A 23,636-nucleotide genomic window follows, 5' to 3' on the forward strand; every position below is an offset into this window, starting at 1 on the left:
GAACGGCCAAGATGCTTGTGATTCGGGTGCAATCGGGTGAGTTAGATGTGAGAATTTCCGGGAGCAATCCGTAGAGAGGTCAAGCTGTAGTATGATTTCTAATTGCACAAAGTGTTCTTGGGGCGATTTCTTGCGGGATAGCTTCGCTTCACGCAAATTTTTCACATCTTCAAGTGAGCGACTACTATTGATTAAACAGTGTTCGCAATCTTTTAGATCGACTCACTATAACTTGCGACCTGATTTGGCAAAATACTTAAGAACACTGAACGTGCAGTTTAAATTAGAGGTTATAGGCTAATGGCGCAGCGGAACGTATACTCGTCAAAGGGCGAGCCAGAGGATGCACAATCAGCAGAAGAAGTCCTCCACTCAGTAATGCAAGAACTGGACGCTTTGCATGAAAATGTCAAAGGCCAGTTAAATCAAGATATTACTCGGCTGCAAACTGAAAAAAATCACCTGATTGAAGATATTGAAAACCTCCGGGAGCAATATCGCCAATTGCAGTCTCAGCAAATGGAATCTCTGTCTGGGCGATACATTCAGCAGCAGCAATTGTGGCTGAAGCAATTGGCTCAAGTTTTGGCTCACAATTTGCAGGATTTGTTGGTGCAGCGGTTCAACGAACTCAGCGCTAACTCGGGAAATTCTCTCAGCAGCCCTATTCCCAGCGGCGAGTTCCCGATACCCCTGCCGCCGAGCAACTACGACGAACGGGCCTCGCAGTTGCTGGCGGCGCTGGATGAAAGGATCGATCGCAGTTTCCAGATGCTGGAACAAGATTTAACCAGTTACGAAAGCGAGCTTTCCGTGCGGCTCAACAACATGAAAACCCTGGAACTGCAAGGGGAAGAGCTGTTACAAAATCTCGTCAACCGCATCAGGGAAGAACTCGAAGAAGAAGAAGCATATCTTGAGAATCCTTTCGATGCTCAAGATTCCTATCCCGAGGAATCAACTAATTCTGTTAATTCTGTCCGCCCGCAATTTCAGCAGCCAACACCTGCGGATGCGCCGCGAGAACCCGTGCCACCGACGGCAACCGCTAAAGCATCTTCTCAAGTGCAAGTAGGTTTGGTGCTGGCTTTGTCTTCGGCGGTAGTATTGTCGCTGTTTAATGTTTGTTTAAGAATTCTGATTAAAAGCAAAACTCCTCGGGTGGTTTTTGGCTTGTTTGAATTTCCGGGGGTGGTAACTCCTGGTTTTGGAAATTCTTTGTTGATTTTGTTGATGCGGCTGATCGTGGTGATGGCTTTGATGCCGATATTGGCGACATTTTTGTATCCTTCTGTGTGGAAAGATATTAGGCGGTTGTTCCAGTCGGGCGATCGAGCTTTGTGGAGTAAGGTTTTAGGAAGCGCATTTTTTCTGTTTTTGTCTCAGGTTTTGATTTATTTGGCGATCGGCAATATTCCAGCCGGGATTGCGATTACCATTTTCTTTATTTACCCGATCGTCACCGTACTGGGTTCTTGGATATTGTTTGGCTCTCGCCCCAGCACAATCGGCTTTTTGGCGATTTTGGGAATTACCGCAGGCCTAATTTTAGCTGGATCGCCCAGTTTTGCGGCCCCAGCTCCGGGCGGCGGCAATGTCGGGGTGGGAGTCGCTGCGGCACTGGCTTCTGGGATTACCTTTGCAGGTTACGTATTGCTGACACAAATGGCTGCGGGCAAGCTGCACCCGATTCCTTTTAGTTTAGTTAATTTCGCCGCGATTTTTGTATTTTCCGCCCTGAGTTTGTGGGTGCCGCTGTCGGAAAATTTTGCTCCTAACATCGACCAAAATGTTTGGCCTGGTTTGATTGTCGGAGGCGTTGTTTTAGGGGTACTGACGCTGTTTAGCTATCTTTTGAACAATTTTGCCATCCGGTTCGCGGGGGCAGCCTTAGCGTCAGTAATTGGCACTTTGGGGCCGGCGATGACCGCACTCTTCGGGTTTCTAATTATCAATGAGACGTTGCAGCCTGTGGCAATTCTCGGCATGGCTGTGGTGACTTTGAGCGTGGCTGCTATGAGTATCGAACGCATAGTGGCTCCTCAGAAAAAGGCTAGTTAAGGCAAGAATTTGGGCGATCGTCCATTCAGAAACCCGGTTTCTTCAAGCAACCGGGTTTCTCTGTGCGGACACAAAATCAAACAACAGAAACCACCACTCGAAAACCCACAATACTAGCCTTGCAATCCGGCTGATATCTGAGGCGACACGCGCTGCGACAATTCGGAGGACGATCGTTCCAAGAACCGCCCCGCAACAACCTCAGCGAAGAGTCCCCGTCAGACTCCCAAACGCTGCCATCAGCAGGCGCACCGTTATAATTATTGTGCCAAAAATCCGCGCACCATTCCCAAACATTTCCGTGGAAATCGTACAATCCGAAAGCATTAGGTTGAAAACTGCCAACATCTGTCGTTTGAAAGCGATAAACTCCCTTCGGCGCTTCAGCGTAATTAGAATTTCCGTTGTAATTTGCTAACTCGCTGGTAATCGTTTCCCCAAAGTGAAACGGTGTCATAGTTTGCCCCCGGCAAGCATATTCCCATTGGGCTTCGCTAGGCAAGCTATAATTATTACCAGTTTGGCGAGAAAGTCTAGCGCAAAACTCCACAACCTCATACCAAGATACATTTTCTACAGGTCGATTTGCACCTTTAAAACGGGCAGCATCTGGATTGAGAAATATTTGAATTTCCGGCAGCGCCGCAACTGCTTTCCACTGGGCCTGAGTGACTGGAAATTTGCCAATATAGAAAGATGCTAAATTTACTGGATGCTGCGGTTTTTCGTCGCTGTCACCCCGATTTTTTGGGGAACCCATCAGGAAAGTACCGCCAGGAACAGATACCATTTCCAGGACTGTACTGTTACCGAGAGGTTCTTCAAAAAAATGCGCTTGGCCGCTGTTAACATTAGTTTGCTGCCCGTGCTTGTCTACTGTCACCACCTGAAATTCAAAAGTGCTTTTGACAGCCGCAATTCTCTGCGATGCCTTGTTCTGAGGCTGATTGGTGTTGGATTTTTCCCTAGGATTGACAGAGATGTTACTATTGATTTGCCCGCTTTGATTGAGGGGAGTCTTGATAGCAAGTGCGCCTCCTTTTGTCACGGCAGAATTTAAAGCAAGTGGGCCTCTCTTTGTCACAGCAGAATTTAAAGCAAGTTGTCCTCCCTTTACAAAAGGGGGTTGGGGAGGTAAAGAATAGAGATTTAAAGCTTTGATTACTTCATCAGCAGATTGATATCTATTTTTGAGAGAATCTTGAATTAACTTATCTAAAATTTTTGTCAACTTGCTGCTGATTTTTGTGCCTGCGGGCAACCGTTCTCTCCAAATCCAGCCGCCGTTGATCGGGTCATACAGGTCATCGGAACCGTCAACTTTTGGCAAACATTGAGTTAGCAATCTCAGGCAACTTATTCCCAAACTGTACAAATCGCTTCCCGGGAAAACTTGACCGCGCATTTGTTCTACCGGCGAATATCCGGGCGTTCCTACTGTCGTGCCTACTTGGCTCATCAGCGAGCCCGTCACTTGTTTGGAAATGCCGAAATCTATCAGAACTAACTCTCCGCGCCCTCCCCTTCGGAAAGCTGAATTGCGAAAATTTCCCGCCTTTGGCAGAGATGAGCTAGCAGAGGTGCGGCGGCGCATGATATTTTCAAGTTTGATGTCTCGATGAATGACATTGCGATCGTGCACAAATTTCAGAATCGGCAAAATATCTGCCAGTAACTGCCAAATTTTTTCTTCGCTAAAAACACCCTGCTGAGTTAATTCTGCTAGTAAAGTTTGCCCCTCAATCAACTCTTGTACTAAATAAAGTCGCTTGTCTTGTTCAAAATAAGCAATTAATCGAGGAATTTGGGGATGTTCGCCGAGTTCGTAAAGTTGTTTAGCTTCTGCCTTAAACAATTCTGCGGCTTTTTTAAGCGCCGAGGTTCCTTGAAATTGGGGTACAAACTGCTTGATTACGCACGGATCGTCCATTCGATCGGTATCTACCGCTTCATAAGTTCTGCCAAATCCCCCTTCGCCCAACAGTCGAATCACGCGGTAGCGGTTTCTGAATAGAGGGTTGAGGCCTTGAGCTCCGCAACTTTGACAAAATTTAGAGTTATCGGGATTGAAAGGATTAGAGCACCTGGGATTAGAACAGTAGAACATATCTGGGAAGAAATGATCCGGTTAAGATTATGATATATCTTTTTGGCTTCCTCATGGAAGACTAACAATTAATAATTGGTTATTGACAATTGACGGTAGGGAGGGCATTACCCGCCGCTTGTGTCGCCCCAAGGGACAAAGTAGAAGGCAGAATTTCAAACGCCAATTAATCCAAAGAAAGGGATTTGAGGGCAAAAAATGCCAGCGCGATCGACCGATTTTAGCAACGCACTCAGTCCAATTAGCAACCAACTTGACCCGCAGCTTATAATTTGAGGGATGCCTGACAAAATGTTCGTTGATATTTGGATTGCCATCTGGCACATATTCATTACGATCGTTCAGAATCTGTATCGACTCATCTAGAGGCGTACCTTATGTTACTGAGAACTGCTATAGTTTCGGTCTAATCATTCTCATCAAACACCAGAAAATTTCTTTAACATTCTGCAACGATTTGGCAAAGCCAACGTGTAGCATCTGTTTTGTCTCTCCCTCGGTGCCATGCTGACAGAAGGATGCGTCCTCCTCCCTCTAATGGCGATCGGTTCTGGGAGGACATCTTCGATCGCATTTTGAAAAGCTCATTCAGAAGTTATTTTGATTTCATTTTATCTATCTTTTTACGAAGATAATAAACAACAACCAGACAGAATGGATCTAGTTCTTCTCCATTATCGCCATTCCACTTGCGTAGTGCTTTTCGTATATCTGCATCAGAGGGTTGTTTTTGAATCAATCCTTGGCGAAAGGCTTCTAATACTCCTTTACGATTACGAACCAACGCACCTTCATTCAAATTCAAGACTTCATTGATTTCTTTATCGAATTGGTCATCATTTGATTTAACTGTACCGTCTCCCAAGAAACGTATTTTCTTTTCGACGTTATGAGATGGATCGGCAGGGTTAAAAGTTAGATCGAGATTTCCTTTTTTTGTGTCACAATGCTGTTTATCTTTCTTTTGCCCTTCTCCTCCTCGACAAGCCCCAAGGAGATTATTGTATTCTAGCTGTCTCTGAGGGTATATATCTTGGCTTTGCCAGTGTTCAATTTTCATGTTTTCTGAGTCAGGACGAATCCGTTGCATACAGTAACAGCAAATTCCTCTTTGCTCGCTCACTAGACTTGCTCTCAGGTCATCTTTTTCGGCATAGTTATCATAGTCAGTATTTGTATTGCACCGATGCTGTGTCAAGGACGTTGGTTCGGTCTTTTTCTGGATGTTTCTCATTCATTACCTTCTAAGAATTTAATCAGCGATCGAGCTTGAGTAATCTCAGGAGCTTGGTGGCCAATTTTTTCACCAAGGGGAATCATAGCTTGACGTGCGCCCTCAAAATTTTCATCATCAATTAGTCTAAAAAGAGCGTGAAGCTTGTTTGCTACGTCTTTGTTACGTTCTGACGACCCCATCTGCTCCTCTAGTATTCGGTTGGCATCAAGACCATAAGATTCTAATGGAATTGTAGAAATAACTTTGCCAGTTTCTTCATCACGTTCGAGGACTCTAATACAGCTTGCTTCGACTTCACCAATAACAAGCGGCGAATGGGAAGTGCAAACAAACTGGATTGAGGGGAAGGTTGTGGTGAGGTCCTTCACAACTTGACGTTGCCATTTCGGATGGAGATGTACATCTATTTCATCAATTAGGACTAGCCCTGGTGTTTCTTGCAAAATCAGAGGTAATTTTTGACGCTCTATATCTGATTCTTCGCTTAGGAAAGAGGCATTTTGAGTAACGATTTTGATGGCAATATCGGCAATTAGACCTACCATCATTTTTTGACCAGCACTAAGGTTACTAAAGGGTTGGGGGTTGCCTTGGATGGAAACAACAATTTCCGATCGCTCTGGGTCAAACCATAGGTCATCTGCGTTGGGAATACAACGCAAAATAGCAAACTTTACCACCTTGTAACCAGGGCGCATTTGTCCCTGTCGATTGACCGAAGCGATCGCTTCTTTCTGAAACCAAGTATGGAGATCGGCGATTCTAATCCGTTCTTTAAAGCAGTCATAGAAGGCATCCCAACGGCGGGCGGGGCTGGTGTGGGTAGTGGCTTTGGGGTCGTCGCGTTGGTTGGAGGGTAGCCAAGCTCGACCTGCGCCGTAGTAGGCGACGATGGGTAGCCAGATTTTTTCGCCTGCTTCAACCTGTTGAAATAAAGTGGAGATAATTTCTAGAGCTTTTTTGGCTTCAGTGTTAGAGGTTCTAGAGCCGTTAGTTTTGATTTGTCTGAGCCATTGGACTGGCTGACTGTTAATCGTGCCGATCGCTTTAATCTGGACCGGTTTTCGTTCTATAAATTGGGTGATGGTGTCGGATTCGATCGCTTCTAAGCGGATTTCTGAGGGAAGAATGTTACGGCGGCTATTGTTGAGGGTTGTATCGGGGGAGTTGACCAGCCAAATTCCAGCCGCGATCGCCAAAGCATCGAGGATCGTAGTTTTACCTGTGCCATTGTCCCCAACCAGCAAGGTAAATTGGGGATGCAAGTCAAGAGTATAGTCTGAAAATTTCTTGAAGTTTTCTATTTCTACTCGGTCAATTCTCATGGTAATGTCCCACTGTAGATCGGTATTCAGCTTGTAATTTGTAGCATAGAAATCATCGTATAGCAGTTGAGAGTTGACAGTTGACAGTTACATAGTACCCGAATCAAACCGTTTCTCGATCGAGGGATGGCGGGATCTATTCATGAAGTTATTTATGTCAAGATCGATGTGGCGGTTGCTATAGTAGCTCGCGGGGAATTCTCTACAAACTGTTTGCCACATTCCTTACAGCGATAGCACTGCTTCCCCCGTCGATAACCGTTTTTGGACAACTGCTCCGATTGACAATGAAGACATTTCATTACTTTCATTACATTGCTTGACCGACCTTCCCCCACATACGACTCTAAATACGACACCAACAAGTCCTCAATCTGCTGTACCAGTTGTTGGCGATACTGTCGATCCCGGTTGCGAAGTGCCGACAGAATGACCGCATTACTGCTGTGAACGCAAACCTCCGCTAACAGGCTACATTGCGCCTCCCTCAAGCTGGGATTTCTTTGCTTCAAAAGACTCGCCATGAAGTCGATCGCTTCCTGAGTCATACTTTCATCGATCGACTGGAAAATCTCGCGCGCTATATAAAACTGCACGAACACCACCCGCGATACAGGCTGTTCAAACATCTCTGCAACAGCAGTGACAAGGGTATGAATCATTTCGCGCAGCGGTAACTGAACGATTTCCGCTGTGTTCGCCTGCGCCCACATCGCCTTAACGCGATCGGCATGACGCAATTCCATTGCATGAAAAATGGCAGCTTTATCAGGAAAAAACTGATACAGAGAACCGATGGCTGTCCCTGCTTTTGCTGCAATTAGATGGGTAGTCGCCTCCCAATAGCCCACCTCGTCAAACACTGCTGCTGCTGCATCCAAGATTTTTTCGACTCTTTCTTTACCACGCTGCTGTTTCGGTTGACGGCGCAAACTGCTTGACGAATGTGAATATTCTGTCATATTCTAGAAAAGCGACAAATCTCTCACAATTTTATGTCTAAAGGAGAACACCATGCAGTCTATGCTTCCCGGTGCGCCTTGGTTGTTGGCACATAAGTCGATGCTGGCAGCGAACCAACCTCGCAAAATTTCCTTGTATGGCACCGACTATGTGATGTGGAAAGATATTGCCGGAACCATCCATGCCTTGCCCAACGCCTGTCCGCACATGGGAGCAATGCTGTCAGAAGGATGGTGCGAAGCCGAAAGCGATCGCACAAGCGGTGTCGTCTGCCCGTTCCATGCCCTGAAGTTTGATCCTGAAGGCTGCACCGTATTACCCGGATCTAATAAAAAAACATTGCCCTTACTAAAACCGTTAGACCTGATTATTCAAGATGACTTCATTTGGTCTTATGGGGGATACGAGCCGCAAGTCCCCATTCCCAATGTGCTCAAGGAAATCGCAGAAACTTACTACTTCATCGGGCATACCGCCGATCGCAGCGTTGAGACAGATTTGCTGACCATGCTGCTAAATATGCACGACTACAATCATCAAAATGGCACTCACCGGGACTTGTTTAGGATTACCGATGTGGAATTTCATCAATTCATTGATGAAGGACATCAATCCCATGCGTTTTACGATATGCCTACTGCCCCTTACAGCTTGGCAGAAAAGCTCAGAAAGCCAGATTTGTGGCTGCTGCCGAGCACCATTAAAGCTCATTTAGAAAATCATTTCCCATCCCTAGTAATTTTTCATGGAGAAATGCCATTCGGCAAAGCTGCACAGTGTCATATATTCGTACCAGAAGCCGAGAATCGGACGCGGACTTATATTTTGCTGTTCGGTCAAGCAAAGCATCCTATATTTAAGGTGTTGGGGGGGACGTATCTCAATTTTGGCAAAGTTGTCGTGGATCAAGATGCGGATATTTTAGGAAAAATTTATCCCGATACGCCTCAGAAAATTAAACTCAATAATGAAGTGGGGATGGACTGGGTACGACGCAATTTTGAAAGCTTTCCAAATGTGAGGGAGCCTAATCTTTCAAGGTAGATACTGAAGATGGCTTCAGCGTCATGCCACACCGATAGCTTAAGCAGTCAAATTGGGAAGGAAATTTGGATTTATAAGAATTCATTGAAGCAAGGTTTGAAGCGAATGTTTCGTTAGTATTCCCTTGTATTCAACCAAGTATAGAAACAAGAAAAATTCAGACTACAAACTCAAAGGTCGATCGCCCAAACCAAAAAGCGATCGCACTCCAAGAACTATCGGACTAAAAACTAAGAAAGCGATTTCAATAAGCAATTCCATCGCTTCATCGGGGCCTAAGAATTCTACAAGCTCGATCGCCCTTAAAGGCGATCGGGGTATTTTCAACCTAAAATGTCATATTTCTGCTGCTTCAACCAATTTTGTATTACCGCTAAATAACTTTTTTTTTGAATACTTTTACTGCTAAAATTAGTGATAAAAACAGACCGCAGCATGATACTGACACTATTGTTTCGGTGATATTTGGTGATATGAATATGATAAATCCCCGATCTTTAATTAAGGCAGAGAAGCTTGAGACACAAAATGGCATGAGATATAACCTAAATGCCTGCCAACGATCTCTTTTGCCTTTACTAGAAGAAACACTTAGCATCAGACCCGTACCGATTATAGCACTTATACCAATTGAATCGATCCATATCTTAACCGAAGGGTCAAAATGAAAACAAACTACTGTAACATACCAAATGAGATAGCACCAGAGAATAGCTTTATCTAATTTGATTTCGTAAAGATATTGAATCAACCATTTCATGGCTCTAAAAATGCTTTGATTTTTTCAATCTCATTGATGAATACAACCCGGTGAATTGAAGAATTAGGGATGGAGAGCAAAAGAGTTTTCTAACGAGACAAGTTGATACCCCGCATCGGCTGGTGACACAACTGAGATAAAAACTAATGGCTCATCACCGTTGTTGAATACTCCATGTACACATCCGGTATGAGCGACTACAACATCCCCAGCAGCGATCGACTTCGTAGTGCCTGCTTTGTCCAAATAGTAGTCTCCCTTCCCGGTTAAAACAGTCCAAGTGTCTTGCCCGTTGGGATGGGTGTGCGCGGGGATTGCCTGACCTGGCTTGATATACCAGGCGACAACGACAGCCTCCTTAGATTCGGTAACGATCGAACGAACAGGCTCTCCATCACTCGGTTGAAAAAATTTAGAACTGCTGAATATCCTAGTTATACTCATCTTTGCATCACTCTTTGAAAAACTTCTCAAGAGCGATCGTCTCACCGATCGCCTACAAAGAACTGTCTCACCGATAACTTTACGGAAAAAAGTTTCCCTGATTTTTCTCGATCGCCCCAAAAAAATAAAAACCCTCAAACTAATTTAAAAATCGTGGTTTGGGGGTTTTCTTCCTAAAACCCGATCGCATCACAACTTGCAAGCAGCGCGATCGCCGTTGACAAAGATCGTACTCTTCGTATAACAATAAGACTAGAAACTCAGAGAGCGACCGCACCGAATTAAATTAAAGAGCGATCGCCCGCAGGTAATTTTGAAGTATTGGGTATTGCGATCGCTAGCTAACGGCACATCAAACAAAGTGAAAAGACTCTATTGAGTCCGTTTCAACTGAAATATTGCACCATTCTGGCTTAACAGGCTTTTCGACCGGTTCGACAAAAATTAAGTGAATTTTCTTGTGAGGCGGGCAGGATCTCCCTTCGAGTGCAAGGCTGATTGCAACTGGTGCAAGATATCAGTTCCAACGAGTTATTGCGATCGCACTTTCGATCGCTAATAACCTCAACTGATTGCGCCTCAATCTTTCACCGCTACATTAGATCGAGCTGAAACTTTTTATCCCTAGAAGGAAACACTATGTATTTGTTCTTTTTCTTGATTGTGGCAATTACACTTGGATCACAATAAGATTACTCCTATCTGCTTGCTATGGAAATAGATCGCGTGCCATTTCTGAATCGCCTCCGGCGCACCATGTCCTCTGCGGAAGCTTGGGGGTTTAGTGTGGTTGGATATCTGATGTGGTTTACCTTAGCGCCGTCGGTGCAAGCAGAAATTGGCTCCGCATCCCTGTTGGTCTGGATTCCTGGTGCGATCGTCGGAATTCTGTTTAACCTTCAAGTTCAGAGTTTGGGTGAGAAATATCCAGATGTATCTGGGGGAACACCAAATTACATCACGCGACTCCTGCATCGTTACCCTGCGCTTTCCCGCTACTTGGGGATTGCCTACTACTTGGGGTGGGTTTCTTTTCCGGCCATTAATGCGATCGTCATCACAGATTTGATCCAATTCCATTTAGAACCGATGGGGCTGAATGTTCCAGAAAAAGAGTTTGAGATCGGTTTTACTGCGATCGCTTACTTTGTAGCATTCAGCGGTACCCGCGCCGTCGCCATTCTGCACCTGTTTTTTGTCTTTCCTTCGATCGGCTTTTTACTCCTCTTCTGCGTTCAGGGTTTAGGCTGGCTTGCCTTTTCACCCCAAAGCCCCGGACTCTTGCCCAGCAGCATTGATGCCATCAGTGTCCGGGACTGGCTGAAATGGTACTTGTTTGCCGCATATAGCTTCTGTGGCTGCGACACAGCTTCATCCTTTGTAGCAGACAGTCTCCACCCAAAAAACACCCTCAAAGCGCTGTCTTGGGTTGGCTGGTTCATGCCTCTGGTGTTTGTGGGTGGCACTTTAGTGCTGTTGCAGTTGGCAACCGCTGCGGGTTTAGAAGACAATTTGTACGGCAATTTCCTGGCGGCTGCCAAGCCTTTTTGGGGAGACGCTGCCCCTGTCATAGTCACATTGCTGGTTGCGGCTAGCTGTTTGTTGGGATCTGCGACTAGCGTTTGCAATACGCCCCGCATCCTTTTCCAACTCGGGCAGGATGGGCTGTTGTCTCCAGTGTTTGGCGCAGCGTCCCGTCGGGGTTCCCTAGAACCCGCGCTGCTGCTAACCTTTATCTGTAGTTTAGGATTTTTAGTCTGGGGCAACACCACTCGAATTGTCGTGGTGTCAGGGGTGAGTTTTTTCATTTCTATCATGGGGTTGCACTTGGGGCTGTGGATGCAGCGCCACGATCGAGTCGTCCGTTGGGGGCGACTATCCTTAGCGTTGCTGGTGGTGGAGTTCATTTCCCTGGTGGTGGGTGGTGTTGCCTGGGGATGGATGGATTTTGGCATCGGGTTGCTGTTGCCGTTAGCAGCGATCGCGATCGACGCTGCAATTCGGCGGATTCCTTGGGCACCTTTGCACTTACCGTGGTGGGATCGACTCCATGCCAAGCCGCTGAACCATCCTGAAAAACAAGATTTTGTAGTGCTTCAGATCGGAGTTTTGATTGCGCTGATTTGTAGCGCAGCGACAATCAGTTGGCTGATCAGATCCTGGCTGCGGGTAGAAGTCGGAACCAACAATCCCTATCTGATGATTATTGTGTTGATGACGCTGGCATTTGTGGGAGTAGCGATTGCTTGCTGGACAACTCTGCCCCAGGTTGCTGCGATCGAAGAATTAGCAATTTCCTCGATCGCGCAAGCTAAAGAATTGGAGAGGACTCTAAACGAACTGCAAAAAGCCCAGATGCAAGTTATCCAAAGCGAAAAAATGTCTAGCCTGGGACAGTTGGTGGCGGGAATTGCCCATGAAATCAATAACCCGGTCAACTTCATCCACGCTAATCTCACCCACCTGGACGAATACACCCAAAATCTGCTGCGGATGATCGAACTTTATCAACAGCGCCATCCCAGCAACGATCCAGACGTGCAAGCAATGGCAGAGGAAATCGACTTGGAATTCCTCACTGAAGATATCCAAAAGATCGTGTCATCTATGAAGGTAGGCACCGAGCGAATTCGCGGTATTGTCGTCTCGTTGCGAAATTTTTCTCGCATGGATGAAGCAGACTTCAAAGATGTTGATATCCATGAGGGAATTGAGAGCTCTTTGCTGATTTTGCAACACCGGCTCAAAGATCGATCGGATTGTCCAGCCGTGGTAGTAATCAAAGACTATGACACATTGCCCAAGGTGGAATGTTACCCCGGACAACTCAATCAGGTATTCATGAATATTTTGGTCAATGCTTTGGATGCCCTAGATGAGATGAATTCCAAACGCTGCTACCAGGAACTTAAACACACCCCGAACCAGATTACGATTCGGACTTCTGCGATCGACGATCGATGGGTGGAGGTGGCGATCGCTGACAACGGAATCGGTATGCCAGACCCAGTGAAGCAGCGCATTTTTGACCCCTTTTTCACCACCAAACCGATCGGTAAAGGTACGGGTTTGGGGATGTCGATTAGTTATCAAATCATTACTGAAAAACATCGCGGTAAAATCAAGTGTTTTTCTACACATGGATCGGGTACTGAGTTTGTGATTCAGATCCCCATTCGGCAACAGACTATTTCAGCATTCCCGATCGCTGCTGACTCTTAACAACTTCGGGTTCAGTGCAGCCCTCAAACAATCTGAGGCGGTACAATAATCGATCGGGGTGTCAATTACCGCCAACTGCTCGATCTGAATCGGTAAGAATCAAAGATAGCGCGATCGCCCTTGACAAAAATCGCACTTTTGGCATCACAATAAGGATAGAAACCCGCGAGTGCGATCCTCTTCGTTGGCGTAGCCCCCGTAGGGGCGGGCAACGCTTACGTACAAAATTGAAGAGCGATCGACCTACTGGTAATTTTAAAGTATTGGGTATTGCGATCGCGACCTAACGACTTGGTTCAGTGGCAGACCGCCCCGCCAGACCCCAAACATACACGCAGAAACAGGGTGGGCTTTCCGCTGCACCCTCATTGTTCGGCGACTGTTGATAACTTCTACCTCATTGGAACGAGGTTAATTGATTGTGGCAAAGTGGATAAGTGCTGCGCGGATCGCGATGAACCATACCGCGATCGTGGCAAATAGGTAGAGGTAGAACCGAAGTATGATGAGATTGAATGTGCAATGAACAGCACTATGCAATGTACGAAATACAACGAATACCCACGCGGCGTTCACATACACTGTATCCACCTGCTTTGTGACGAACAGGTACAGGACAAGCGCATAGAAAAGTACCGGAATCTCGAACAGGTTTTTTAGGTTATCCGATGGATTGGATACGCTTGGTGGGGAAATTTGTGCCAGTGCGCCCGGTACAGCAAGTTCATTCGGGGAGAGCTTTATACTGGTGATAAAACTGATACGGCGGATGTACATATACACCCAGACGATGAATGTGAGAAATACTGTTGCAAAGAAGGGACTGAAGATTGTATCTTGCGTCATTTTTACCTCTCAAATTTGATGGTTGTGATTGTTGGTGGGCGATAAAGTGCGCCCTAGGGAATGTACAAGAGTTGAAGAAACATAGAGTAACGTAAATCCAATTAGAGGATGGAGTATCTCTAGGTGAAGTGGACTTTTGAGATGAATGCTGGCAAATTGCAGTCCAAGCAGCACTGGCAAACTTGCGGCGAGATGTCGTATTCTGCGTGAAAATGGGGCAACAAACGACCATCCCAGCAATACTAATGACAATCCGCCATAACCTCGCACTAGCCAAACATGAATATTCCACCAGGTAGGGTCATTGAAGTAGGCAACTCCAACTGTTAATAACTGAGCAATCAAGCAGACATTAAAGATGATTGAAGTCACATAAAAGCTGATGAGTATCCCACGTGCGGGAGTGCGATCGGTTTCCAAACTTGTTGTCATGTCAAGTTGTTTTTGAGACTGTAAGAGTAATATAATTCGAGTATTGCAATGTTTCTAGACCTCGATCGGGTACTCTTTTTGACAATCAAGCATCCAGGATACAAGCCCCCGGATTCATCCGTCCAGAAATCAAAAACCGTACCCGATAAACGAGCCCCCGACTTGATCCGTGGGGTAAAATCTAAAATCTAAAATCTAAAATCGATTGACACTCAAGCAATTTGGTTACAAGCCCCCGGATTCCTCCGTGGGGTCAATTCTAAAATCTAAAATCTAAAATCTAAAATCTAAAATCGGTTGACACCATGACGATGAAAAGTCCCTTGCAGCTTTTATTTGAAGCGATCGACCAGGTAGAGGACGAACAAGATTTGCGATCGCAAGTCGTGCCCAAAATCGGCGAGTATTTTGCAGCTAAGCGATCGGGAATCTTTTTCTTCGATCGACTGCCCTTGGTAGATAGTAAGCTTCAGAAAACATTGAAAGTGGCGCTATCGATCGAACACAATCCTGTTGTGCGTTATTTAGCGGAACGCCACTCTCCTGTCCATGAAGCATTGGTGGCATCTCCCAAGGTTTGGACAATAATTTGTCCCCGACCCGATCATTGGCACGTGATGGCGGGGCCGATTGTCAGTCGCGGTCAATTAATGGGCGTAGTGGGCTGCACGCGCGATCGGTCAATGCCCGCTTTCGATACAGAAAATTTAGCCGATTTGAGTGCGATCTGTTTGCATTTGTCTGTTTGGGCTGCAACAGTGCGCGCGGCGAAGCTATCCCGTAGTGAATCGCAGCATCAACCTTTCAAGACCTCACGCCTAACGCCTCGTGAATTGCAAATTGCCGAATTGGTTGCTTTGGGGCGAACCAACGCAGGAATCGGGAGGGAACTTTGGATTACAGAGAATTCAGTGAAGCAAGCTTTGAAGCGAATGTTCCGCAAGCTTGAGGTTTCGTCTCGTGCAGAAATGGTTGCACAGCTTTCGGCGACCAAATATAATTTGCCCAGCGTAAAAAGCTCTCCGTCCAACTTGGTGCAGAACATCCACCAATAAACTTAAGGCTGGAAATCCCAACAGCGATCCTCTTCGTTGGCGTAGCCCCCGTAGGGGCGGGCAACGCTTACGTACAGAATTGAAGGGCGATCGACCAAATGGTAATTTTGAAGTATTGGGTTTTGCGATCGGGCGTTAAAAACTACAATTCATCAAATGAATGATTAGATATTACTTTGTAGTTTGGGGCAACAATTGATTTAGTGCACCGCACAAATATCCCTTCACCGTGTCTTTACTTGCACCCACCCCACTCGGAAGGGTAAAGATCATCTCCACATTTAATATATTGCCGTCCATGGAGGCAAATACGTCTATTGGCAAAGCACGCTGAAAAGCTGTTGCGGGATTTTCGGCTTTCATGACACCTAAGTTCAGATCCGTGCTGAGAGTCTTGATGCCCTCGCGCGCCAAAATTGGTCGTAATTGGGAAAATGCTCTCTCTATCGATAACCCCTCAACCTGAACACGTGCAGCAAAGGCGGAACCATTTAAAAAGTCCCCCTTTTTTTGAAAGCTTTCCTCGCAGGTTGTGGCAACAGCGGGGGTGGCTAAACACATGAAAGCTAGACTCAAGACAAGCGATCGCATATTAACTGAGTTATAAGAATGAAACAATCATCAAGCTCCTGATGAACCATTATATAGCAATCCTCGCATCATTTGTGAATTTCTTACTCCCAGACCGCGGCTTCGGGGAGGGTTGGGGTGGGGTAAAAAATTTACGACTCCTGCAAGGATTGCTATAGGATTGTTTGGCAAGTGATGCAAATGCCTTTGATAGTTTTTAGTATGAGTTGCAGTTCGATTAGTATTGGCTTCTATTTTAGCAAGTATTGGAACTAAAGAATTAAGAATAAATACTAAAAGGGCGAGATCGCACGCTAATTGAGCGTGCGATGGAAGGCTATCTTCTCATTTTCCAACAGCATTTCAATCGGTTCACGTAGGTTCGCTTATAGCTCGTCTCAAGTTTCTCCTTGAGAATGCGCTCTCTTAGAAATCAGTAACATAGGCTACATATAAAGCAGTGTCAGGGTCTTTCTGAACAACCGCAGTGAACTTTTTCATGCAGTTAAAGTCAAATAACTTGACTTTAAAGCAAAATTCAATAAAATTAAGTTTAGCATATCTATCAACTACCATAAGTAAAATCACTTAGGCACAGGCTCCATGACACCACCTAGAGCTCCAGCAATGTTATATCCAATACGGATACCAAAGAGTTTAACATTGGGATGTTTCGCACTCAGGTAATCAACAGCGTGTAAACTATTTTCATCAACTTTATAGTAGTCGCCTGTTTCTATATCAATGATGACCGTCTTGCCAATATTCTATTCTAATTGATTTTTTGGGCAGATGCTGCTCTCATACAAATGTTTCGCACGACGCGCGACTTTTTCACGACTCAAAGAGATTGTTTGCATACATTCCCCATTTTTTGTAACTGTAGATTCTGTTGCGTAATGGGGCTGTAATAGGCGACTTCACAATGTTTCTGGAGCGAATTCTTGGGTTTTACCTGCGGAATTATCAGCCATTGCTGAGGCTGCAAGTTTGGCAATAGCGTCGAGAGAACGAGCATTTGCTCGATCGCAGATGCGATCGTCTTCAAGTTCTTTCAGAATCATTGAGCCGCCTCTTGCTCACTTGCAGACAAGGTTTTCAACTTACGGATCTTCATCGTTGGCGTAGCCCCCGTAGGGGCGGGCTTTCCTTCGGATCGCAACGCTTTCGTTAACGCGCGCTCAAGTAACTCACTCATGGCTAGCACACTCTTACAATAAACCTCTTGCAAAAGTAGGAACGCGCGACCAGTACCCTGGTAAGAGCAACGATCGCGCCCGGTTGAAGTGCTGCAAATATGTTGTAGTAGGATGTATAATCCTGGGCTGGAATAATTCAGGCACAGACACATAATCAGCTACTCGGATGTAATAAAAAACCTGAGTTCTCAAAACTTTAAGCCTTTGTGCGGAGTAAGTCCAGAGAACTTTAAACAGATACTGTAGGTAGGGCGATCGCATAATTTATCTGGATGCGCCTGGGAAAGCGCCAATTCTTGTTTGTCCAACTCCAGCAGAGATATGATAGTTAAACATCAGACCATGATGCAGTTTAGCATTACAATGAGCGGAGAAAATATTGCCACTTGCTAACAAGCTAATGCTCGGCTCGTTTAATTTTTCCCCACAGGCGATGAACATCGCCGTCTCAGATTCCCCTCTATCAATTCCAGGTCAGAATAATCGGACTCATCGAAAAAACGAATATGAAAACCACGCTGCCCGGTTACAAACTCTTATCGTTACCCATTCATGAAGGTGTCAATACAGTTATTTATCGCGGGGTTAGGGAGTCCGACCTAACCCCGATTATAGTAAAAACCCTCAAAGCCGAGTATCCCACCATAGAAAAAATCGCGCGGTTGAGACATGAATATAAAATCCTCAAAACTCTCGACATGGCAGGGATTGTCAAAGCTCACTCTTTGGAAAAGCATAATAACGGTATGGCGCTGATCTTAGAAGATTTTAGGGGAAAATCTCTGAAAAATCTAATCGCAGCTAAACACCTTGAAATAAGCGAATTTCTAAGTCTGGCAATTCATTTGGCAGAGACCCTAGCTCAACTGCATGAAAATAAGATTATCCATAAAGATATTAAACCGCAGAATATCATTATCAACTCCAAAACCGATCAAATTAAAATCATAGATTTTAGCATTTCCACGTACCTAGAGCGAGAAAACCAGAGCCTCAGCAATCCCAACTTGCTAGAAGGCACCCTCGCCTATATGTCTCCAGAGCAAACCGGGCGGATGAATCGCTCAATTGACTACCGCACCGACTTTTACTCATTAGGTGTCACCTTTTATGAAATTCTGACTGGAAAGCTGCCGCATCAAGCCAGCGACCCCCTGGAATTAATTCACTGCCATATCGCTAAAAGACCAGTGCCACCCCATGAGCATATCAGTGAGATTCCCAAAGCGATTTCTGACATCGTAATGAAATTATTAGCCAAAACGGCTGAAGACAGATACCAAAGCGCCCTGGGGCTAAAAGCCGATCTAGAAATGTGCCGTCATCAACTGCAAACCCATGGGAAAATAGGCAACTTCTCAATCGGTAAGAGGGATAAATTTGGACAATTTTTCATCCCCCAAAAACTCTATGGCCGCGAGCAAGAAGTAGCCACTTTGATGGAAGCCTTTGAGCGAGTCTCCGGCGGAAACAGCGAAATGATGCTAGTCAGCGGTTACTCAGGGATTGGCAAATCTTGTTTAGTAAATGAAGTTCAAAAACCGATTGTCAGGCAGCGCGGGTATTTTATATCCGGTAAATTTGACCAATTAAAGCGAAATATTCCTTATGCTTCTTTGATTCAAGCTTTAGGCGGCTTGATGCGGCATCTGTTAACAGAAAGTTCTGAAAAAATAGCGATTTGGAAACAGCAAATTTTAGAAGCATTAGGCTCCAACGGCCAAGTCATAGTAGATGTCATTCCCGAAGTCGAACTGATTGTCGGCCCTCAAAAAGCTGTTCCGCAATTGGGTCCGTCTGAATCCGAGAATCGCTTTAATCGCGTGTTTAAAGAATTCATTCATGTATTTACTAAACCCTCGCACCCGCTCGTCGTCTTTTTGGATGACTTACAGTGGGCAGATTCGGCATCGCTCAAGTTGATTCATCTGCTTATTTGTGACCCGGACAGCCAATATTTACTGCTGATAGGAGCCTATCGAGATAACGAAGTCAGTCCGACGCATCCGTTGATGCTGACGTTGGATGAGATTCAAAAGAATGGGGCAATTGTAAATAATATCACCCTCCGTCCTTTGGATATTGGCAACGTCAGCTTGCTGGTAGCAGATACCCTGAAGGAGTCTTCAGCTCCGAGAAACCGCGTTTTTGAATTGTCCGAGCTACTTTTCAATAAAAGCCAGGGAAATCCTTTCTTCTTGACTCAGATGTTCGCTACTCTGCATCAAGAAAAGCTATTGACCTTTAATTTCAGTGTTGGGTGCTGGCAGTGGTCATTGAACCAAATTCAAGCGGTAGGCATCACGGATTATAATGTCGTCGAACTGATTGCCAGAAATATTCAAAAACTCTCGGAGGAGACGCAGAATGTCTTAAAATTAGCCGCCTGTATTGGAGACAAATTTAATTTAGGGGTTCTGGCTATTGTCAAGGAAAAATCTCAGTCGGAAACGGCGGCCAATTTGTGGGAAGCACTTCAGGCTGGCTTGGTTTTGCCCCTCAGCGAAGCCTACAAAATCCCTCTCGTTTTTACCTCCGATGAAATGAGCACGGAAGTAAAGGAGACAATAGCTCCAGATTCTCCTCTGCTATCATCCTCACCGGGTACTTTGCCTTACAGCCATCACGCGCCTATCGCTTACAAGTTTCTCCATGACCGGGTGCAGCAAGCGGCGTATTCTCTTATTCCCGAATCTCAGAAACAACAGACCCACTTGAAAATTGGTGAACTGCTATTGGAGCATACTCCAGCAGAGGAGATTGAAGAAAATATTTTTGAGATTGTCAATCAGTTAAATGTTGGGGCTGACTTCATCACGGAGCAGGCAAAAAAAGAGCGTCTAGCCAGATTAAATTTGATAGCAGGCAAAAAAGCTAAGGCAGCAACCGCTTATGAAACTGCCGCCCGACAACTACGGATGGGGCTAGAACTCCTCAGAGAAGATAGCTGGGAAACTCTGTATGACCTGACATTCCCTCTGTATGCGGAAGCGGCGGCGGTGGAATTTCTAAATACCAACTTCGAGCGAGCAAAAATGCTGTCTGAGGAGGCTCTCAAGCACACGAAAACTCTGCTAGAAAAAGTCAAAGTTTATGAAATCCAAATGCAGTTTTATTCCCTGCAAAACCAGATGCAAGTCGCGTTAGATATCGGGCTGCAAGTTTTGGGTATGCTGGGTGTCTCCCTTTGTTCGGAACCTCCACAAGAGATGAATACTGAGGCGTTAGCTAATCTGCCAGAAATGACGGATATCAATAAGCGGGTTGCTATGGGGATATTATGGAAATCCGCCCCTCTTGCTCATCATGTGACTCCTGCCTTATTTCCGCAATTTCCATTTACAATGATTCATCTTTGTATTCAATATGGTAATTCACCCCAGGCCGCTTCCGGCTATGGGATTTATGGCTTATTTTTGTGCGGACCTCTGGGTGAAATTGAAGTAGGATATCGCTTTGGACAGCTAGCTTTAAATTTGTTGGATCGATTTGATGCCAAGGAAATCAAATCTCACGTCTATGTAGTTTTTAATGCTCATATTAGACACTGGAAAGAGCATGGAAAAGAAACCTTAGCACCATTGCTTGACGGCCTAAAAAGCGGTCTGGAAACGGGAAGTTTAGAGTATGTTGGTTATAATTCTATCTACTATTGCGATCATATACTTTTTACAGGTCAACCGCTGGAGTTTGTGGCTCAGAAGCAGGCGCAATATCTTAATATACTTCTAAATATTAAACAATATTCCCATATTCGTTATTTAAAAACATGGAGAGTAATGGTATTACAGTTACTCGATGCCCCTGAAGAAGAATATACGATCGAAGGCGAATTTTTGAATGAAGAAGAACTCCTGCAACAATCTATTGCCGACAATAAACATATGTTTATTTTTGTTGCTTACCTGACAAAAGTGATTCGATTTTACTTGTTGAAAGATTACGGTCGGTCAGTAAAAAGCGCCCGCGAATCAGAAAAATATAAAGAAGGTGTACCTGGGCTGATGAGTGGTGTAGAACACAATTTCTATTATTCTCTGGCTCTCCTAGCTCACTATTCCGCAGTTTCCAGCAGCGAACAAAAAAAATTCTTGCAGCAAGTGGCGAAAAATCAGAAAAAATTGCAGCAATGGGCAGTTCACGCTCCTGCAAATTATCAACACAAGTACGAGTTAGTGGAGGCAGAGAAAGCACGGATATTGGGCAAAGTTGGCAAAGCGATGGAGTATTATGACGCCAGCATTCAAGGAGCCAGAGAACAGGGATACATTCAGGAAGAAGCCCTAGCTAATGAACTGGCTGCCGAGTTTTATTTCTCTCGCGGTCGGGAGAAGATAGCGGAGATTTATTTGACGGATGCTTACTATGGCTACATTCGCTGGGGAGCGAAAGCCAAAGTAAAATATTTATCAGAAGAATATCCTGAATTACTCTCGCGAATACTGACTAGAGAAGCCCCCTGCTTCGACGTATCACGGACGACCAGCTCGACGACTACGGGGAGTTTTGCAGCACTGGATTTCGCCTCTGTTATGAAATCTTCTCAAGCTATTTCTGGCGAAATTGTTCTGGAACGCCTGCTTTCTAAGTTATTGAAAATTGCGATCGAGAATGCTGGCGCTGAAAAAAGCTACTTAATTTTAGAAAAAAATGGTCAAATGGTGGTAGAAGGGACGGCAAGCATAGATAATAATGAGGTAGTCGTGCTGCAAGCCACACCAATAATAGAAACAAGTCAAAACTTGCCGTTTTCTCTTCTCAATTATGTGGCTATAACTCAGAAAATTGTGGTCTTAAATGATGCGAGTCAGGAAGGAATTTTTACCGGGGATAGCTATATTGTTAAGGCCCAACCCAAGTCAGTTTTATGTATGCCGGTCGTCCATAAAGGAAAGCTCATTGGTCTGCTTTACTTGGAAAATAATCTGACAAGGAGCGCGTTTACTCCCGATCGCCTGGAAGTTTTAACCGTTCTCTGTTCTCAAGCGGCGATTTCCCTGGAAAATGCCCGACTCTATACAAATTTGTCTGAGGTGACTGACAACCTGAAACGAGCCAATGAGCAATTAGAAGATTACAGCCGGACTTTAGAACATAAAGTGGAAGAGAGGACGCAGGAATTAAAAGAAAAAAATCTGCTCCTGAGCCAGGAAATTCGCGATCGCGTGCAGATAGAGCAAGCTCTTCGACTATCAGAAGCGCAATTAAAAAAACAAGCCGAACAACTAGAGCTTTCTTTTCAAGAACTAAAGCGCACCCAGACCCAGCTAATTCAGACTGAGAAAATGTCCTCCCTCGGACAGATGGTGGCCGGGGTGGCCCACGAAATCAATAACCCGATTAACTTCATATATGGCAACCTGAGTCACGTCAAAACTTACAGTGAAGACATACTAGGACTGGTGAAACTCTATCAAGAACAATACCCCCATCCCACAGCAGCGATTGTTGAGGATATTGAGGCAATCGAATTAGATTTCTTGATGGAAGACTTACCCAAAGTGCTGGATTCGATGAAGGTGGGGGCAGACCGAATTCGCGAAATTGTCCTCTCCCTGCGAAACTTCTCGCGACTGGATGAAGCGGAAATGAAAGAGGTCGATATCCATGAGGGCATCGATAACACCCTACTGATTTTGCAGCACCGACTGCAAGCCAAATTAGACCAGCCTGCTATTCAAATCATTAAAGAGTACGGCCCGCTGCCACTGGTGGAGTGCTATGCCGGCCAACTGAACCAGGTGTTTGTAAATTTACTGGCGAATGCGATTGACACTCTTCATGACCAAAGGGGGCCGCGCACGATCGCAATTCGCACCTCTGTGGGGTATGGGGAAGAAGAAAAATCCTCGATTTCCAATCCCCCCCTTGCCGAAAGCTGTACAGTTTCTTCGGCTGAGGTGGATTCCCAGAACCTCGCCCCGGCCCGGAAAAGTCCCCAATTTGTTGTGATTCGCATTTGCGACAATGGCCCCGGTATGACAGAGGAAGTGAACCGGCGGCTGTTCGACCCGTTCTTCACGACGAAACCCGTAGGGAAGGGCACGGGTCTGGGGCTGTCAATCAGCTACCAGATTGTGGTAGAAAAACACCGCGGACACTTGAAGTGTGTTTCTCATCCCGGTCAGGGAGCAGAGTTCATCATTCAGATTCCTATTAAACAGCACTATCAAAAATTGGCTTTGCAAAGCCAAACCTGATGAGTAGTTGTTATTGCTATTTCCAGTAGTCCTAAACAGAGAAAAATCAGTTCTATTGATGAATAGACATCGTGGAAGAAATGGGGCGCAATTGCTTCTGTACGCCTCTTATTCTCTTCATTATTATGAATTTTTTGCACTTGATTGAGTTCTTAATTATCAAGTCTAGCT

The 23,636-nt window shown here is 45.3% G+C and carries 17 protein-coding genes; 6 read left to right on the forward strand and 11 right to left on the reverse strand.

Annotated features, from left to right (window positions below):
* Window positions 1–300: 300 nt before the first annotated feature.
* The gene (locus QUA80_RS16515) at window positions 301–2,061 is read left to right on the forward strand and encodes an EamA family transporter (RefSeq protein ID WP_333426216.1); all 1,761 of its coding nucleotides are present in this window, start codon (window positions 301–303) and stop codon (window positions 2,059–2,061) included.
* 76 nt (window positions 2,062–2,137) lie between these two features.
* On the opposite strand, the gene QUA80_RS16520 is transcribed toward QUA80_RS16515, so the two are convergent.
* The 5 genes from QUA80_RS16520 to QUA80_RS16545 form a co-directional block, all read right to left on the reverse strand.
* Window positions 2,138–4,168 (reverse strand): bifunctional serine/threonine-protein kinase/formylglycine-generating enzyme family protein, encoded by a 2,031-nt coding sequence (locus QUA80_RS16520; protein ID WP_333426218.1) that lies wholly within the window; start codon window positions 4,166–4,168, stop codon window positions 2,138–2,140.
* Window positions 4,169–4,219: 51 nt separating this feature from the next.
* Entirely contained in the window at window positions 4,220–4,492 is a 273-nt protein-coding gene (locus QUA80_RS16525; protein ID WP_333426220.1) for a hypothetical protein, read from the reverse strand.
* 271 nt (window positions 4,493–4,763) lie between these two features.
* On the reverse strand, window positions 4,764–5,402 hold the full coding sequence (locus tag QUA80_RS16530; protein WP_333426223.1) for a retron system putative HNH endonuclease: 639 nt from the start codon (window positions 5,400–5,402) through the stop codon (window positions 4,764–4,766).
* Complete coding sequence (locus QUA80_RS16535; RefSeq protein WP_333426224.1) at window positions 5,399–6,730, reverse strand: AAA family ATPase; 1,332 nt, start codon at window positions 6,728–6,730, stop codon at window positions 5,399–5,401. Before QUA80_RS16535 ends, QUA80_RS16530 begins: the two co-directional genes overlap by 4 nt.
* Window positions 6,731–6,882: 152 nt before the next feature.
* A complete protein-coding gene (locus QUA80_RS16545) occupies window positions 6,883–7,692 on the reverse strand; it encodes a TetR family transcriptional regulator (RefSeq protein WP_445302250.1) in 810 nt (269 codons plus the stop codon).
* Between the two features lie 52 nt (window positions 7,693–7,744).
* Here QUA80_RS16545 and QUA80_RS16550 point away from each other — a divergent pair, with 52 nt between their 5' ends.
* Entirely contained in the window at window positions 7,745–8,737 is a 993-nt protein-coding gene (locus QUA80_RS16550; protein ID WP_333426226.1) for a Rieske 2Fe-2S domain-containing protein, read from the forward strand.
* 162 nt (window positions 8,738–8,899) lie between these two features.
* On the opposite strand, the gene QUA80_RS16555 is transcribed toward QUA80_RS16550, so the two are convergent.
* Complete coding sequence (locus tag QUA80_RS16555; protein WP_333426228.1) at window positions 8,900–9,064, reverse strand: hypothetical protein; 165 nt, start codon at window positions 9,062–9,064, stop codon at window positions 8,900–8,902.
* Window positions 9,065–9,560: 496 nt separating this feature from the next.
* A complete protein-coding gene (locus QUA80_RS16560) occupies window positions 9,561–9,941 on the reverse strand; it encodes a cupin domain-containing protein (protein ID WP_333426230.1) in 381 nt (126 codons plus the stop codon).
* Between the two features lie 711 nt (window positions 9,942–10,652).
* On the opposite strand from QUA80_RS16560, the gene QUA80_RS16565 reads away from it, so the two are divergent.
* Together QUA80_RS16565 and QUA80_RS16570 are read left to right on the forward strand one after the other, a co-directional pair.
* On the forward strand, window positions 10,653–13,163 hold the full coding sequence (locus tag QUA80_RS16565; protein WP_333426232.1) for an ATP-binding protein: 2,511 nt from the start codon (window positions 10,653–10,655) through the stop codon (window positions 13,161–13,163).
* 14 nt (window positions 13,164–13,177) lie between these two features.
* Complete coding sequence (locus QUA80_RS16570; RefSeq protein ID WP_333426234.1) at window positions 13,178–13,450, forward strand: hypothetical protein; 273 nt, start codon at window positions 13,178–13,180, stop codon at window positions 13,448–13,450.
* Between the two features lie 124 nt (window positions 13,451–13,574).
* On the opposite strand, the gene QUA80_RS16575 is transcribed toward QUA80_RS16570, so the two are convergent.
* Together QUA80_RS16575 and QUA80_RS16580 are read right to left on the reverse strand one after the other, a co-directional pair.
* Window positions 13,575–14,009, reverse strand: a complete 435-nt coding sequence (locus QUA80_RS16575) for an MAPEG family protein (protein WP_333426236.1) — start codon at window positions 14,007–14,009, stop codon at window positions 13,575–13,577.
* Window positions 14,010–14,018: 9 nt separating this feature from the next.
* The gene (locus tag QUA80_RS16580) at window positions 14,019–14,441 is read right to left on the reverse strand and encodes a DUF6220 domain-containing protein (protein WP_333426238.1); all 423 of its coding nucleotides are present in this window, start codon (window positions 14,439–14,441) and stop codon (window positions 14,019–14,021) included.
* Between the two features lie 305 nt (window positions 14,442–14,746).
* On the opposite strand from QUA80_RS16580, the gene QUA80_RS16585 reads away from it, so the two are divergent.
* Window positions 14,747–15,496, forward strand: coding sequence for a LuxR C-terminal-related transcriptional regulator (locus tag QUA80_RS16585; RefSeq protein ID WP_333426240.1), 750 nt, complete (start codon window positions 14,747–14,749; stop codon window positions 15,494–15,496).
* Between the two features lie 171 nt (window positions 15,497–15,667).
* Here the strand turns inward: QUA80_RS16585 and QUA80_RS16590 are convergent, their stop codons facing one another.
* Both QUA80_RS16590 and QUA80_RS16595 read right to left on the reverse strand, forming a co-directional pair.
* The gene (locus tag QUA80_RS16590; protein WP_333426242.1) at window positions 15,668–16,114 is read right to left on the reverse strand and encodes a hypothetical protein; all 447 of its coding nucleotides are present in this window, start codon (window positions 16,112–16,114) and stop codon (window positions 15,668–15,670) included.
* Window positions 16,115–16,986: 872 nt separating this feature from the next.
* A complete protein-coding gene (locus QUA80_RS16595) occupies window positions 16,987–17,130 on the reverse strand; it encodes a hypothetical protein (RefSeq protein ID WP_333426243.1) in 144 nt (47 codons plus the stop codon).
* 641 nt (window positions 17,131–17,771) lie between these two features.
* Here QUA80_RS16595 and QUA80_RS16600 point away from each other — a divergent pair.
* On the forward strand, window positions 17,772–23,465 hold the full coding sequence (locus QUA80_RS16600; protein WP_333426245.1) for an AAA family ATPase: 5,694 nt from the start codon (window positions 17,772–17,774) through the stop codon (window positions 23,463–23,465).
* The last annotated feature ends 171 nt before the right edge of the window (window positions 23,466–23,636 follow it).

The organism is Microcoleus sp. F4-D5 (genome assembly GCF_036704885.1).
In the GTDB taxonomy this organism is placed as follows: Bacteria; Cyanobacteriota; Cyanobacteriia; order Cyanobacteriales; family Microcoleaceae; genus Microcoleus.

What these genes read in the sequence shown, in the direction of transcription:
- QUA80_RS16560 (WP_333426230.1), bottom strand. Translation starts at nt 9,941, where the DNA reads ATGAGTATAACTAGGATATTCAGCAGTTCTAAATTTTTTCAACCGAGT.
- QUA80_RS16575 (WP_333426236.1), bottom strand. Translation starts at nt 14,009, where the DNA reads ATGACGCAAGATACAATCTTCAGTCCCTTCTTTGCAACAGTATTTCTC.
- QUA80_RS16595 (WP_333426243.1), bottom strand. Translation starts at nt 17,130, where the DNA reads ATGATTCTGAAAGAACTTGAAGACGATCGCATCTGCGATCGAGCAAAT.
- QUA80_RS16565 (WP_333426232.1), top strand. Translation starts at nt 10,653, where the DNA reads ATGGAAATAGATCGCGTGCCATTTCTGAATCGCCTCCGGCGCACCATG.
- QUA80_RS16530 (WP_333426223.1), bottom strand. Translation starts at nt 5,402, where the DNA reads ATGAGAAACATCCAGAAAAAGACCGAACCAACGTCCTTGACACAGCAT.
- QUA80_RS16535 (WP_333426224.1), bottom strand. Translation starts at nt 6,730, where the DNA reads ATGAGAATTGACCGAGTAGAAATAGAAAACTTCAAGAAATTTTCAGAC.
- QUA80_RS16520 (WP_333426218.1), bottom strand. Translation starts at nt 4,168, where the DNA reads ATGTTCTACTGTTCTAATCCCAGGTGCTCTAATCCTTTCAATCCCGAT.
- QUA80_RS16550 (WP_333426226.1), top strand. Translation starts at nt 7,745, where the DNA reads ATGCAGTCTATGCTTCCCGGTGCGCCTTGGTTGTTGGCACATAAGTCG.
- QUA80_RS16600 (WP_333426245.1), top strand. Translation starts at nt 17,772, where the DNA reads ATGAAAACCACGCTGCCCGGTTACAAACTCTTATCGTTACCCATTCAT.
- QUA80_RS16585 (WP_333426240.1), top strand. Translation starts at nt 14,747, where the DNA reads ATGACGATGAAAAGTCCCTTGCAGCTTTTATTTGAAGCGATCGACCAG.
- QUA80_RS16580 (WP_333426238.1), bottom strand. Translation starts at nt 14,441, where the DNA reads ATGACAACAAGTTTGGAAACCGATCGCACTCCCGCACGTGGGATACTC.
- QUA80_RS16545 (WP_445302250.1), bottom strand. Translation starts at nt 7,692, where the DNA reads ATGACAGAATATTCACATTCGTCAAGCAGTTTGCGCCGTCAACCGAAA.
- QUA80_RS16515 (WP_333426216.1), top strand. Translation starts at nt 301, where the DNA reads ATGGCGCAGCGGAACGTATACTCGTCAAAGGGCGAGCCAGAGGATGCA.